At 71.1% G+C, this 13,504-nt stretch carries 12 protein-coding genes; 9 read left to right on the top strand and 3 right to left on the bottom strand.

The window, feature by feature from the left end:
- Positions 1-26 precede the first annotated feature (26 nt).
- From pyrH to ACTEI_RS31100, 5 genes are all read left to right on the top strand, one after another.
- Positions 27-734: a UMP kinase gene (pyrH, locus tag ACTEI_RS31120; RefSeq protein WP_222942266.1), complete on the top strand. Its 708-nt coding sequence runs from the start codon at positions 27-29 to the stop codon at positions 732-734.
- Between the two features lie 73 nt (positions 735-807).
- Entirely contained in the window at positions 808-1,365 is a 558-nt protein-coding gene (gene frr / locus ACTEI_RS31115; protein ID WP_122980903.1) for a ribosome recycling factor, read from the top strand.
- Positions 1,365-2,459: a phosphatidate cytidylyltransferase gene (locus ACTEI_RS31110; protein ID WP_122980902.1), complete on the top strand. Its 1,095-nt coding sequence runs from the start codon at positions 1,365-1,367 to the stop codon at positions 2,457-2,459. Before frr ends, ACTEI_RS31110 begins: the two co-directional genes overlap by 1 nt.
- A gap of 43 nt (positions 2,460-2,502) precedes the next feature.
- The gene (rlmN, locus tag ACTEI_RS31105) at positions 2,503-3,681 is read left to right on the top strand and encodes a dual-specificity RNA methyltransferase RlmN (protein WP_122980901.1); all 1,179 of its coding nucleotides are present in this window, start codon (positions 2,503-2,505) and stop codon (positions 3,679-3,681) included.
- 37 nt (positions 3,682-3,718) lie between these two features.
- Positions 3,719-5,071: a DivIVA domain-containing protein gene (locus ACTEI_RS31100; protein ID WP_122980900.1), complete on the top strand. Its 1,353-nt coding sequence runs from the start codon at positions 3,719-3,721 to the stop codon at positions 5,069-5,071.
- Positions 5,072-5,130: 59 nt separating this feature from the next.
- Here ACTEI_RS31100 and ACTEI_RS31095 read toward each other — a convergent pair whose 3' ends face one another.
- A complete protein-coding gene (locus ACTEI_RS31095; protein ID WP_122980899.1) occupies positions 5,131-5,367 on the bottom strand; it encodes a DUF2631 domain-containing protein in 237 nt (78 codons plus the stop codon).
- 124 nt (positions 5,368-5,491) lie between these two features.
- Here ACTEI_RS31095 and ACTEI_RS31090 point away from each other — a divergent pair, with 124 nt between their 5' ends.
- On the top strand, positions 5,492-7,057 hold the full coding sequence (locus ACTEI_RS31090; RefSeq protein ID WP_122980898.1) for a Rieske 2Fe-2S domain-containing protein: 1,566 nt from the start codon (positions 5,492-5,494) through the stop codon (positions 7,055-7,057).
- A gap of 172 nt (positions 7,058-7,229) precedes the next feature.
- Here ACTEI_RS31090 and ACTEI_RS31085 read toward each other — a convergent pair whose 3' ends face one another.
- Together ACTEI_RS31085 and ACTEI_RS31080 are read right to left on the bottom strand one after the other, a co-directional pair.
- Positions 7,230-8,804: a phytoene desaturase family protein gene (locus ACTEI_RS31085; protein ID WP_122980897.1), complete on the bottom strand. Its 1,575-nt coding sequence runs from the start codon at positions 8,802-8,804 to the stop codon at positions 7,230-7,232.
- An 11-nt stretch (positions 8,805-8,815) separates the two neighbouring features.
- Entirely contained in the window at positions 8,816-9,634 is an 819-nt protein-coding gene (locus ACTEI_RS31080) for a YhjD/YihY/BrkB family envelope integrity protein (RefSeq protein WP_239082109.1), read from the bottom strand.
- 91 nt (positions 9,635-9,725) lie between these two features.
- Here ACTEI_RS31080 and dxr point away from each other — a divergent pair, with 91 nt between their 5' ends.
- From dxr to ispG, 3 genes are all read left to right on the top strand, one after another.
- Positions 9,726-10,934, top strand: coding sequence for a 1-deoxy-D-xylulose-5-phosphate reductoisomerase (gene dxr, locus ACTEI_RS31075; protein ID WP_122980896.1), 1,209 nt, complete (start codon positions 9,726-9,728; stop codon positions 10,932-10,934).
- Positions 10,934-12,223 (top strand): M50 family metallopeptidase, encoded by a 1,290-nt coding sequence (locus ACTEI_RS31070; RefSeq protein WP_122980895.1) that lies wholly within the window; start codon positions 10,934-10,936, stop codon positions 12,221-12,223. The genes dxr and ACTEI_RS31070 overlap by 1 nt, the downstream gene beginning before the upstream one ends.
- An 87-nt stretch (positions 12,224-12,310) precedes the next feature.
- Positions 12,311-13,483, top strand: a complete 1,173-nt coding sequence (gene ispG, locus ACTEI_RS31065) for a flavodoxin-dependent (E)-4-hydroxy-3-methylbut-2-enyl-diphosphate synthase (protein WP_122980894.1) — start codon at positions 12,311-12,313, stop codon at positions 13,481-13,483.
- Positions 13,484-13,504: the final 21 nt, after the last annotated feature.

Raw genomic sequence — 13,504 nt, 5'->3', positions numbered from 1 at the left:
CGGTTGACGATCAGAACCCGCCGACCATGCGGCCGCGCCGGGTCGTGCTGAAACTGTCCGGCGAGGTCTTCGGTGGTGGCGCGGTCGGTGTCGACCCCGACGTGGTGCAGGCGCTGGCCCGGCAGATCGCGACGGTGAACCGGCGCGGCATCCAGGTGGCCGTGGTGGTCGGCGGCGGCAACTTCTTCCGCGGCGCCGAGCTGCAGAAGCGTGGCATGGACCGCAACCGCGCGGACTACATGGGCATGCTGGGCACGGTGATGAACTGCCTGGCCCTCCAGGACTTCCTGGAGAAGGAGGGCATCGAGACCCGCGTGCAGACGGCCATCACGATGGCCCAGGTCGCCGAGCCGTACATCCCGCTGCGGGCGATCCGGCACCTGGAGAAGGGCCGCGTCGTGATCTTCGGCGCCGGCGCCGGCATGCCGTACTTCTCCACCGACACGGTGACCGCCCAGCGGGCGCTGGAGATCCACGCCGACATGGTGCTGATGAGCAAGAACGGCGTCGACGGGGTCTACACCGCCGACCCGCGCATCGACCCGGACGCGCGCAAGCTGGAGCACATCACGTTCCAGGAGGTCATCCAGCGCGGGCTGCGGGTGGCCGACCAGGCGGCGTTCAGCCTCTGCGAGGAGAACAAGCTGCGGATGCTGGTCTTCGGCGCGGACGGTGACGACACCATCGTGCGCGCGTGCGCCGGCGAGAAGATCGGCACACTGATCACCGCGTGAGCTCACGCCCCGCTCGCGCCCGACGTCCCCACATCCCGCACCACCGAAGACAGCAAGGAGGCGAGGAGAGCCGGTGATCGAGGAAACCCTCTTCGAGGCCGAAGAGAAGATGGACAGCGCGGTCGAACACGCCAAGGAGGAGTTCGCCGCCATCCGGACGGGCCGGGCCACTCCGGCGATGTTCTCGAAGATCCTGGTGGACTACTACGGCGCGCCCACGCCGGTGACCCAGATGGCCTCCGTCGGCATCCCGGAGCCCCGCATGGTCATCGTCAAGCCGTACGACAACACCCAGCTCGGCCCGATCGAACGCGCCATCCGTGACTCGGACCTCGGGGTGAACCCGAACAACGAGGGTACCCAGCTGCGCATCCACCTCCCGCAGATGACCGAGGAACGCCGCCGCGACATGATCAAGGTGGCCCGTTCCAAGGCCGAGGAGGGCCGGGTCGCGATCCGCAACGTGCGCCGCAAGGCCAAGGAGCAGATCGACAAGCTGGTCAAGGACGGCGAGACCGGCGAGGATGATGGCCGTCGCGCCGAGAAGGAGCTCGACGACGTCACCCACCGGTACGTCTCGGTGATCGACGAGCTGGTCAAGCACAAGGAAGCCGAGCTGCTCGAAGTCTGATGTCCTACCTCGATCCGCGTGCCGGGCAGGCCTCCGGCGACGACACGAGCGTGCCGGCGCCGTACGTCCACCACACCCCCGGCACCCCGGAGGATCCGTATGCCGAGCACCGGCGCAGTCAGGCCGTCCCGGCGTACCCCGATCCGTCCCGGCACGCGGACGAGCCGGCGGGTGGCGTCCCGGCGCGGCACGGCCCGATGAGCGCCGCGCAGGATCTGCCGGAGCCGCCCGGCAAGCGGGTCAAGGGCAAGCGCCGGGCCGGCCGTGGCCGGGCCGACCGGAAGAGCCGGGCCGGGCGTAACCTGCCCGCCGCCATCGCGGTCGGGTTGAGCCTGGGCCTGGTCGTGCTCGCGGCGCTGCTGGTCTGGCCGCCGGCGCTGCTGGGCGTGGTGGCGGTGGCCGCCGCCGTGGGGGTCTGGGAGACCGTCCGCGCGATGGCCTCGATCGGCGCCCGGCCGCCGCTGGTCCCGCTGATCGCCGGGACCGTGGTGATGACCGGGTTGGCCTGGTACGAAGGGGTCGACGCGCTGACCCTCGGCCTGGTCGCCACGATCGGCGCCGCCGCGCTGTGGCGTCTCGCCGACGGGGTGCCGGCGCTGCGCCGCGACTTCACCGCGATCACCCTGATCGCGGTCTACGTTCCCTTCCTGCTCAGCTTCGCCGCCATGCTGGTGCGCCCGGAGGAGGACGGCGCCTGGCGGGTGCTCGGCACCGTGGTCGGCGTGGTGCTCTCCGACACCGGCGGGTACGCCGCCGGTGTCTTCCTCGGCAAGCACCCGATGGCCCCGAAGATCAGCCCGAAGAAGTCCTGGGAGGGCTTCGCCGGGTCGGTGACCGCGGCCGCCCTCGGCTGCGCCGCGCTGCTGTTCTTCCTGATGGATGTCCCGGTCCACTACGGCCTGCTCTTCGGCGCGGCGATCTCGGTGGTCGCGGTGCTGGGCGACCTGGCCGAGTCGATGCTCAAGCGCGACCTCGGCATCAAGGACATGAGCAACCTGCTGCCCGGCCATGGTGGGCTGATGGATCGGCTGGACTCCATCCTCTTCGCGGTCCCCACGGCCTACCTGCTCTTCGCGATCATCGCGCCGAACTAGCTATGGGCGACCAACTCGGCGGGCGTGGGAGACTGGATATGCCATGACGATTCTTCCGGTCATCCCGATCAGTCCCGACCAGCCCGACGCGGTGACCACCCGCCGCCGTCCCAGCATGCCCCCGCGCCACCTCGCCGACCTGGATCTCGCCGCGCGCAAGACCGCGGTGACCGGTCTGGGCGAGCCGGCCTTCCGGGCCAAGCAGCTCTCCACCCACTACTTCGGCCGGCTGGTGCGCGACCCCGCGGCGATGACGGATCTGCCGTCCGCCGCGCGCGACAAGCTCACCACCGAGCTGCTGCCCACGCTGCTGACCCCGATCCGCGAGCAGGCCTGCGACGACGGCGCCACCCGCAAGACGCTGTGGCGGCTGCACGACGGCGCCCTGGTCGAGAGCGTCCTGATGGGCTACCCGGACCGGATCACCGCGTGCGTGTCGAGCCAGGCCGGCTGCGGCATGGCCTGTCCGTTCTGCGCGACCGGCCAGCAGGGCCTGACCCGCAACCTGTCGGTGGCCGAGATCGTCGACCAGGTGGTCTATCTCGCCGGGGTGGCCGCCTCGGGCGCGGTCACCGGCTCGCCGCCCCGGCTGTCCCGGGTGGTGTTCATGGGAATGGGCGAGCCGCTGGCCAACTATCCGCGGGTCATCGAGGCGGTGCGGCGGCTGACCGCGCCCGCTCCGGAGGGCCTGGGACTCTCACAACGGCACATCACGGTTTCGACGGTGGGTTTGGTGCCCGCAATGCGCCGGTTGATCGCCGAACAGCTCTCTGTGACTCTTGCGTTGTCACTGCACGCCCCCGATGATGATCTGCGCGATGAGCTTGTGCCCGTCAACCAGCGTTGGAAGGTGGCCGAGGTGCTCGATGCCGCGTTCGACTACGCGGCGCAGACCGGCCGTCGGGTTTCCATCGAATACGCCCTGATCAGGGACGTAAACGATCAGCCCTGGCGTGCCGACCTGCTCGGCCGCCTGCTGCACGGCAAGCTGGCCCATGTGAATCTCATCCCGCTGAACCCGACGCCGGGCAGCAAGTGGGATGCCAGCCCCAAGCCGGTCGAGCGGGAGTTCGTCCGGCGGCTGCGTGAGGCGGGCGTGGCGACCACGGTGCGCGACACCCGCGGCCGGGAGATCGACGGCGCCTGCGGTCAGCTGGCCGCGGGAGAGTTGACGCAGGCGGGCGCAGGGGGCGTCGCAGCCGACGCGGAGGTGGCACAGTGACTGGGCGTGAGTCCCGGCGAGCGGAGTGGGAGACGTTGTGACGAGTCAGGGACAGCGTTTCCGGCGGCGCGCGCTGCGCCGGGGCTACAAGGTCGACGAGGTCGACGCCTTCCTGGACCGGGTCGAGGCGACCCTGGCCGGTGAGCAGGTCGGCCCGCCGGTCGCCGCGCAGGAGGTGCACGACGTCGTCTTCCGGGTGCGCTTCGGGGGTTACGACGAGTGGCAGGTGGACCTGCACCTGGACCGGGTGGAGCGGCAGCTCGCCGAGTTCGAGGAGCGTGGTGGCCGCCCCGCCGACCCGATGCGTGACTCGATGCGCGGTGGCCTGTCGGCCGACCGGTCCGGCGCGATCGACCGTGGCTCCATCGACCGTTCCGGCCCGATCGGGCAGCCCAGCGGCCCGCCGGCGCTCTCCGGCGGTCCGGGTGGCGGTATGCCCCGCAACGCCCATGCCGGCCCCGGTATGGGTGGCCCGGGCGGCCCCGGCATGGGCCCCGGTATGGGTGGCCCCGGCGGTCCCGGCATGGGTGGCCCCGGCGGTCCCGGCATGGGCGGTCCCGGCATGGGTGGCCAGGGTGGTCCGGGCATGGGCGGCCCCCAGTTCGGCAACCCCGGCCCGCAGTTCAACAACCCGGGTCAGCAGTTCAACGGCCCCGCGCCGAGCAACCCCGGCATGGCCCAGACCGAGCGGATCCCGGCCCCGGTGCGGGACGACCGGATGATGCCGCCGGCGATGCCTCCGCAGATGCCGCAGCGCCCGCAGATGCCGCAGCCCGATCCGTACGGCGGCCGGTTCGACGAGCCCACCACGTACGGCGGCCAGCCCCCGCTGCCGCAGCGCAACGCCCCGCAGGGCTACGACCAGGGCGGCTACGACGAGCCCACCTCGTACAGCGGTTTCGAGCCGGGCCGGCACGGCAAGACGGACATGACCGCCGAGATCCGGATGCCCGACCGTGACCCGCGCGGCTACGGCGGCCCGCCGATGCCGCCGGCCCCGATGGGCGGCCCGATGCAGCCCCCGCCGCCGGCCGGGATGCCGGGCTCGCCGATGGCGGGCGCCCCGATGAGCGGCGCCCCCGGTGGATACGGTCAGCCCCAGCAGCCGCAGCTCGGCCCGCCGATGGGCGAGCCCGGCGGCGAGCTCTACCGGGTGGACCAGTTGCGCCGCACGTTCCAGCCGCGGCGGTTCGGCAGCGGGTACGACCCGATGCAGGTGGACCGGCTGTTCGAGGGCATCCTGCAGGCGATGACCGGTCGCGGCCCGATGCCGGTGAACGAGAACGACCTGGACATGCTGCAGTTCGGCCTGGTGCCGAACGGCTACTTCGAGGCCGAGGTCGACGCGGCGCTCCGCGAGGTCAAGGACATCCTGCTGCGCCGCCGGTAGGCATCGAAAAAGGGAGGTCCGGCCGGTGACGGCGGGACCTCCCTTGTCGTGCGGGCCGGTCAGTCGTTCGGCCGCAGACCGGCCTTGCGCAGCACGATGTCCCCGATCACCGCGCCGACCAGCAGGACGGCGAGCACGACGAGCCACACCTTCTCGGTGTTGCCCTGCTGGTTGCCCCAGAAGTAGAGCAGCAGGATGGCCGCGGAGATGATCGCGCCGCGCTGGGCCCGCCGGCGGTTGGTCGGCTTCAGCTGGTCCGGCGCGTAGACGTCCTCATGTTCTTCCAACGCGGACACGTCGGTCCTCCTCGTCGCTTATCGGTGATACGGATTCAGTCTGTCACGGGGTCGCCGGGCGGAACCCGGCAACCCGGCTGTACTTTCGATGCGGTCACACACCCGCCGAGCAGAGGAGCGACAAGTGCGGATCACGGGCACCGGCCATGCGAGCATGCGGATCGACACGGCCGCGGGCAGCATTCTGTGCGATCCGTGGGTGAACCCGGCGTACTTCGCCTCCTGGTTCCCGTTCCCGGACAACTCTCAGCTCGACTGGGAGACCCTGGGCAACGTCGACTACCTGTACGTCTCCCATCTGCACCGGGACCACTTCGACGCGGAGCACCTGAAGCGGTTCGTCAACAAGAAGGCGACCGTCCTGCTGCCGGAGTACCCGACCAGCCAGCTCGAGGACGAGCTGCGCGCCCTGGGCTTCACCAGCTTCCTGCGGACCCGGTCGGACCAGGTGCACGAGCTCGACGGCGGCCTCAAGGTGATGATCCAGGCGCTGATCAGCCCGACCGACGGCCCGATCGGCGACTCGTCGCTCTGGGTGGAGTACGACGGCATCCGCCTGCTGAACCAGAACGACGCCCGCCCGGCCGACCTGACCCGGTTCAACGAGCTGGGCCACGTGCACGCGCACATGCTGCAGTTCTCCGGCGCGATCTGGTACCCGATGGTCTACGAGCTGCCGGACAACGCGAAGACCGCGTTCGGCAAGCAGAAGCGCGAGCGGCAGTTCGACCGCACCTGGCGCTACATCGACGACCTCAAGGCCGACCACGTCTTCCCGATCGCCGGCCCGCCGTGCTTCCTCGACGACTCGCTCTGGCAGTTCAACGACATCCACGGTGACGAGGGCAACATCTTCCCGGACCAGTCGGTGTTCCTCGCCGAGTACGCCAAGGTCGGCGGCACCAACGCGGTCGTGCAGCTGCCGGGCAGCGTGACCGTGCTGTCCGAGGGCGGCACGAAGCAGACCACGACCCACCCGATGCCGGTCGAGGAGTTCTTCGCGAACAAGGCCGCCCACCTGGCGGAGATGCGGGAGCGCAAGGCCCCGATCATCGCCGCCGAGAAGGCGTCCTGGCGGCACCCGGAGATCGACGTGCTGGCCGAGCTGAAGAAGCGGATCGAGCCGCTGCTCGAAGAGTCGATCTACATGGCGAACGGCGTCGGCGGCCCGGTCCGCTTCGACCTGACCGACTCGTTCGGCCCGGACGGCGAGGTCGTCGAGTCGATCGTGGTCGACTTCCCGGGCAAGCAGGTCCGGGCCTACGCCGACGAGAAGGTCCGCTACCGGTTCAAGACCGGCCGCGCGCTGATCGAGCACCTGATCCACATCGACGAGGGTGACTGGGTCAACTCGCTGTTCCTGTCCTGCCGGTTCTCCGCCGCCCGGATCGGGCAGTACAACGAGTTCGTCTACGCGTTCTTCAAGTGCCTCTCCGAGGAGCGCCTGCAGTACGCCGAAGGCTGGTACGACGAGCACGAGAAGGCCGTCGACGCCGAGGACATCCAGTTCGGCGACTGGACCGTGCAGCGCCGCTGCCCGCACCTGAAGGCCGACCTGTCCCGCTTCGGCGTCCTCGACGGCGACGTGCTCACCTGCCAGCTGCACGGCTGGAAGTTCGACCTGCCCAGCGGCCGTTGCCTGACCGGCGTCGGCCACAAGATCCGCGCCAACAAGACCGAGAACGGGTAGACCCTTCCCGGTACGCCCGACGGGCCGGAGTCCGCAGGCTTCGCAGCCACGTCCCGTGGCGATCCCGCGCGGCGCCCGCGGTACTCCGGGTCCGCGGCGCGCCCCGGCGCCCCGGCCGCGCGAGCCCGCGGACGCCGCCCCGGTCGGGCGTACCGGAAAGGGGTGTGTCCGGTCAGCGGACGCCGAGGTCGGCCAGCACCCGGACGGCCGCGTTGTGGCCGGCGGCGCCGATGACGCTGCCGGCCGGGTGGGTGCCGGCCGAACCCGCGTAGAGCCCGTCGAGGCCGGTGAAGTACGGCATCCGCCGGTCGAAGGCGACCGTGTTGTCGACGTGGTGGATGTGGCCGCCGGTGATCCCGAAGTGCTTCTCGATGCCCGGCGGGGTGAGCGGGAAGACGTCGGCCACCAGCTCGGACGTGCCCGGCGCGTAGCGGTCGCAGATCGCCAGCAGACGGTCGACATAGCCGGGGAGTTCCGCGTCCCAGGAGGAGCCGACCGGCTGGTACGGCACCGACTGCACGAACAGCGCGGACGAGTGGTGGCCCGCCGGGTCCCGCAGGGACGGATCGACCGTGGTGTGCAGGTACCACTCGACGGTCGGCTCGGCGGGCAGCCGCCCGGCCCGCACCTGCGCCCACATGCTCCGCAGCGCGCCCATCGGTGACTCGCCCGCGCCGGGCAGCAGGTGGATCGTCGACCCGAACGGCGACGGCGCGCCGGCTGGCAGGCAGCTGAACCGCGGCAGGTCACGCAGCGCGAGATTGACCTTGAGGGTGGTGCCGGTCCGCCGCACCGCGGCCATCCGGTCGGTCAGCTCGGCGGGCAGCGTCCCGGCCGGCACCAGCGACATCAGCCGGTACGGGTCGCAGCTGCCGAGGACCACCCGGGCCTGGACCGACCGGCCGTCGGCCAGCACCACGCCGGTCGCCGCGCCGCCGGCCACGGTCACCGCGGTCACTTCGGCGCGCGTGTACAGCCGGGCGCCGGCCGAGCGTGCCGCGTCGGCGAAGACCCGGGCGACCGTGCCCATCCCGCCCTCGGCGATCAGCCAGGTGCCGTCCGATCCGGGCAGCCGGCACATGTTGTGCACCAGGAAGTTGTGTCCGGTGCCCGGGTCGTCCGGACCGGCGGTCAGCCCGGACAGCCCGTCGGTGACCGCGTACATGCTCATCAGCAGCTCGCTGCGGAACCCGAACCGGGCCAGGTAGTCGGCGACCGAGCCGCGCACCAGGTCGAGGAACGTGCTCTGCAGCTGCGGCCGGATGTACCGGTCGGCGATCTCCTCGACCCCGGCCGGCTCGGCCAGCCACGCCGGGGCCAGATCGGCGCGCAGCGCGCCGATCTCCACCGCCAGCGCCTCGTCGGCGGCCGCGTCGCGCGCCGAGAAGAACTTCTCCAGCTGCTGCCGGACGGCTTCCCGGTCGCGGCCGAACAGCAGGTACGGCGAGCCGGCCGGTCCCGGCGTGGGCAGGAAATAGTGCGGATCCCGGCGCAGCACCGGAAGATCCACCCCCAGCGTGCGCAGCAGCTCCGGCGGCATCAGGCCGAGCAGGTACGAGCCGGTGGACTGGCCCAGCCCGGGCACTTTGCGGAACGGATGCTCGGTGCGGGTGGCGCCGCCGAGCACCGCGTCCGCCTCCAGCACGACGACGTCGAGTCCGGCGCGGGCCAGCAGGATCGCCGAGACCAGGCCGTTGTGACCGGCGCCGATGATCACCACGTCGGCGCGGCCGGGAAGGGAGGTCATGTGGACCGACGCTACCGCGTGCTCGTGCCGGCCGGCGTCGGCGTGCCGTCCGGTTCCGGTGACCCGACGGCGTGGGTCACCGCGAAACCGACCAGCAGGATCGTGTGGAACAGGTACAGCCACAGGCCCACCGTGACCGTCCCGCCGATCGCGTCGAAGCCGCCGAACGGCGCGCCCAGATCCAGCGGCAGCGCGCAGAACAGCACGAAACCGTGCAGGAAACCGGACAGGTTGGCGGCGGTGAACGAGCCGAGCAGCACGGTCGGCAGCCACCGCGGGCGGCCCGGCGCGATGTAGCGGAACACCCAGATCACCACCGGGGTGAGCACCAGCCAGGCGGCGAGGAAGGAGAGCACCACACCGAGCACCGACCACCAGCCGCCGCGGACCCACAGCCGGCTGGTGGTGGGCAGGGCGAGGAACAGGGCGAGCAGCAGCGCGGGGGCGGCGGCCAGCAGCGGCAGCCAGAGCACCCGGCCGCGCCATCCGACCAGGGACTCGCCGCGCCGGTGGATGGAGACGAACGCCCGGCGCAGGCCCTCGCCGTACAGGGTGGCCGGGAGCAGGCTGGCCAGCGCGAGCAGCGGGGTCAGGTGCAGGCCGGCGTCGATCAGCGCGGCCAGCGCCCGGGGCGCGCCGATCTCGTCGGGCAGCGCCGCGATGGTCCGGCCGGTCAGCCGGCGGACCCGGTCGGCCCCGGCGGCCAGGCCGGTCAGCCAGATCGCCAGCAACGCCACCGGAACCACCGCGATCCCGCTGTAGAAGGTCACCGCGGCGGCGTGCAGGGCGAGGTCACGCCCGCGCAGCAACCGGAACACTCTGATGCGCACCGATCCCCCGTACCCCGTGGCGGCCCGTCGATCACCACGATCAGCGAAGGTGCGGCGACCGCCTTCGCCGGCTCGCACCCCGTCCGGGAAGATGGGCGGCATGCGTGACCTCGTCCTGCTCGGCTCCACCGGATCCATCGGAACCCAGGCCATCGACATAGTGCGCCGCAACCCGGACCGGTTCCGGGTGGTCGCGCTCGGCGCCGGCGGCGGCAACATCGAGCTGCTCGCCGCGCAGGCGCTGGAGCTGCGGGTCGAGGCGGTGGGGGTGGCGTACTCCTCGGCCGTGCAGGACCTGCAGCTGGCCTTCTACGCCGAGGCGCGCAAGCGCGGCTGGTCCTCCGGCGACTTCCAGCTCCCCAAGATCGTGGCCGGTCCGGACGCGATGACGGAGCTCGCCCGCTGGCCCTGTGACGTGGTGCTCAACGGGGTGGTCGGCAGCCTCGGCCTGGCACCCACCCTGGCCGCGCTGGAGTCCGGCCGCATCCTCGCCCTGGCGAACAAGGAGTCCCTGGTCGCCGGCGGCCCGCTGGTCCGGCGGATCGCCAAGGACGGGCAGATCGTCCCGGTCGACTCCGAGCACTCGGCGCTGGCCCAGTGCCTGCGCGGCGGGCGTGCGGACGAGGTGCGCCGGCTGGTGCTGACCGCCAGCGGCGGCGCGTTCCGGGACCGGCGGCGCGCCGAGCTGACCGACGTCACCCCGGAGGAGGCGCTCAAGCACCCGACCTGGGACATGGGACCGGTCGTCACGATCAACTCGGCGACGATGGTGAACAAGGCGCTCGAGGTGATCGAGGCGCACGAGCTGTTCGGCGTGCCGTACGACGACATCGAGGTGATGGTCCACCCGCAGTCGGTGCTGCACTCGCTGGTGGAGTTCACCGACGGGTCGACGCTGGCCCAGGCCAGCCCGCCGGACATGCGGCTGCCGATCGCGCTCGCCCTGGCCTGGCCGGACCGGGTGCCGCGGGCGGCCGCCGCGGTGGACTGGACCATGGCGCACAACTGGGAGCTGCGTCCGCTGGATGCCGAGGCGTTCCCGGCGGTCGAGCTGGCCAAGGAGGCGGGCCGGACCGGGCGCTGCCGGCCGGCCATCTTCAACGCGGCCAACGAGGAGTGTGTAGCCGCGTTCGTCGCCGGTCGGCTACCGTTTCTGGGCATCGTCGACACCCTCGAGCGGGTGCTTGCGGCGGCCCCGGATTTCGCGGAGCCGGGTACCGTCGATGACGTGCTGGCCGCGGAGGCCTGGGCGCGCGCCCAAGCGCAGCGGACGATCGCGACTGTGGCTGAAGGAGCCTGATGCTGTTCTGGCTTGGTGCGGCGGCTTTCGCGCTGACCATCCTGATCTCGGTGAGCCTGCACGAGCTGGGCCACATGATCACTGGCAAGCGCCTGGGCATGAAGGTGACCAAGTACTTCGTCGGTTTCGGGCCGACGATCTTCTCGTTCCACCGGGGCGAGACGGAGTACGGCCTGAAGGCCATCCCGCTCGGCGGGTTCTGCAAGATCGTCGGTATGACGCCGCAGGACGACGACGTGGCGCCGGAGGACCAGCACCGCGCGATGTGGCGGTTCCCGGTCTGGAAACGGACGATCGTGATGTCGGCCGGCTCGATCACCCACTTCATGCTGGCCCTGGCCGGCGCCTGGGTGATGTCCGTCTGGGTGGGCCTGCCGAACACCGGGATCCCGCAGACCGCGCAGGACCAGGCCAACGCTCCGGCGATCATCGGCGTGGGGGACTGTTACCAGCTGCAGTCGGTCTTCAAGACCCTGGACAAGGCCGCGCAGCAGGCGGCGAACGAGAAGTGCGTGCCGGGCGTGAACGGCGCGGTCCAGTCCCCGGCGGCGGCGGCCGGCCTGCAGGACCGGGACCGGATCACCAAGGTCGGCGCCACCCCGGTCGCCACGTGGGGTGAGCTCACCCGGACCATCCGGGCGACCAAGCCCGGCGAGACGGTCTTCGAGTATGTCCGGGACGGGCAGACCCGGACCGCCACGGTGAACCTGATCAGCGACCAACGGGCGCCGCTCGACGACCCGGAGGGCCCGACCACGACCGTCTCGGTCGCCGGGCTCAGCTGGAACACCGACCAGCCGTACGTGATCAGGTCCAGCCCGGCCGCCGCGGTCCCGGCCGCCGGCCACTACGGGTGGTACCTCGTCGAGAACTCGTTCAAGGCGATGGCCCGGATCCCGGAGAAGATCCCGGCGCTGTGGAACTCGATCACCGGGGACGAGCGCGACCCGGACACCCCGATCAGCGTGATCGGCGCGAGCCGGCTCGGCGGCGAGGCGATCGAGAAGGGCGTGCCGGAGGTGTTCTGGCAGATCTTCATCTCGCTGAACGTCTTCATCGGTCTGTTCAACCTGCTGCCCCTGCTGCCGCTGGACGGCGGGCACATCGCCATCGCCTGGTACGAGCGGGTTCGCTCCTGGCTCTACCAGCGGCTGCGACGACCCGACCCGGGGCGGGTGGACTACTACAAGCTGATGCCGCTCACCTACGCGGTCATCCTGATCGGCGGGGCGTTCACGCTGCTGACCGCGACGGCCGACATCATCAACCCGATTACGATCTTCAAGTGAGTGACGTGAAGGTTGTTCACGACGGTGGAGACCATGCGCCCAATCTCGCCCCATCCGCAATACATGGAAGGTCGTGAATAACTCCCCATGACCGCGATCAGTCTCGGAATGCCGGCCGTGCCCCCGCCGCCGCTGGCCCCGCGTCGGCAGAGCCGGCAAATCAACGTCGGCGGTGTCCTCGTCGGTGGCGGCGCGCCGGTCAGCGTCCAGTCGATGACCACCACGCTCACCGCCGACGTCAACGCCACCCTGCAGCAGATCGCCGAGCTGACCGCGGCCGGCTGCCAGATCGTCCGGGTCGCGGTGCCGTCCCAGGACGACGTCGAGGCGCTGCCCGCGATCGCCAAGAAGTCGCAGATCCCGGTGATCGCGGACATCCACTTCCAGCCGAAGTACGTGTTCGCCGCGATCGACGCCGGCTGCGCCGCGGTCCGGGTCAACCCCGGCAACATCCGGCAGTTCGACGACAAGGTGAAGGAGATCGCCCGGGCGGCCTCCGACGCGGGCGTCCCGATCCGGATCGGCGTCAACGCCGGCTCGCTGGACAAGCGGCTGTTGGAGAAGTACGGCAAGGCCACCGCCGAGGCGCTGGTCGAGTCCGCGCTCTGGGAGTGCTCGCTGTTCGAGGAGCACGGCTTCCGGGACATCAAGATCTCGGTCAAGCACAACGACCCGGTGGTCATGATCCGGGCGTACCGGCAGCTCGCCGAGCAGTGCGAGTACCCGCTGCACCTCGGGGTGACCGAGGCCGGGCCGGCGTTCCAGGGCACGATCAAGTCGGCCGTGGCGTTCGGCGCGCTGCTGGCCGAGGGTATCGGCGACACCATCCGGGTCTCGCTCTCCGCCCCGCCGGTCGAGGAGATCAAGGTCGGTCAGCAGATCCTGGAGTCGCTCGGCCTGCGCGAGCGCGGGCTGGAGATCGTCTCCTGCCCGTCCTGCGGCCGTGCCCAGGTCGACGTCTACACGCTGGCCGAGCAGGTCACCGCGGCGCTCGACGGCTTCCCGGTGCCGCTGCGGGTGGCCGTGATGGGCTGCGTCGTCAACGGGCCGGGCGAGGCGCGCGAGGCCGACCTCGGGGTGGCGTCCGGCAACGGCAAGGGCCAGATCTTCGTCAAGGGCAAGGTGATCAAGACCGTGCCGGAGTCGGTGATCGTGGAGACGCTGGTGGAGGAGGCGCTGCGGCTCGCCGACGAGATGGGCGCCGAGCTGCCGGACGAGCTGCGCGAGCTGCTGCCCGGGCCGACCGTGACGGTGCACTGACGGTCGTACCGGATCGCTGAT

The sequence above is a fragment of the Actinoplanes teichomyceticus ATCC 31121 genome (assembly GCF_003711105.1).
GTDB lineage: Bacteria > Actinomycetota > Actinomycetes > Mycobacteriales > Micromonosporaceae > Actinoplanes > Actinoplanes teichomyceticus.
The sequence above is the reverse complement of the archived record's forward strand: the minus strand, read 5'-3'. Positions and strand labels throughout refer to the sequence as shown.

Excerpts from the sequence above, each read along its gene's own strand:
- rlmN (WP_122980901.1), top strand. The coding sequence starts at position 2,503 with ATGACGATTCTTCCGGTCATCCCGATCAGTCCCGACCAGCCCGACGCG.
- ACTEI_RS31110 (WP_122980902.1), top strand. The coding sequence starts at position 1,365 with ATGTCCTACCTCGATCCGCGTGCCGGGCAGGCCTCCGGCGACGACACG.
- ACTEI_RS31085 (WP_122980897.1), bottom strand. The coding sequence starts at position 8,804 with ATGACCTCCCTTCCCGGCCGCGCCGACGTGGTGATCATCGGCGCCGGT.
- dxr (WP_122980896.1), top strand. The coding sequence starts at position 9,726 with ATGGGCGGCATGCGTGACCTCGTCCTGCTCGGCTCCACCGGATCCATC.
- pyrH (WP_222942266.1), top strand. The coding sequence starts at position 27 with ATGCGGCCGCGCCGGGTCGTGCTGAAACTGTCCGGCGAGGTCTTCGGT.
- ispG (WP_122980894.1), top strand. The coding sequence starts at position 12,311 with ATGACCGCGATCAGTCTCGGAATGCCGGCCGTGCCCCCGCCGCCGCTG.
- ACTEI_RS31070 (WP_122980895.1), top strand. The coding sequence starts at position 10,934 with ATGCTGTTCTGGCTTGGTGCGGCGGCTTTCGCGCTGACCATCCTGATC.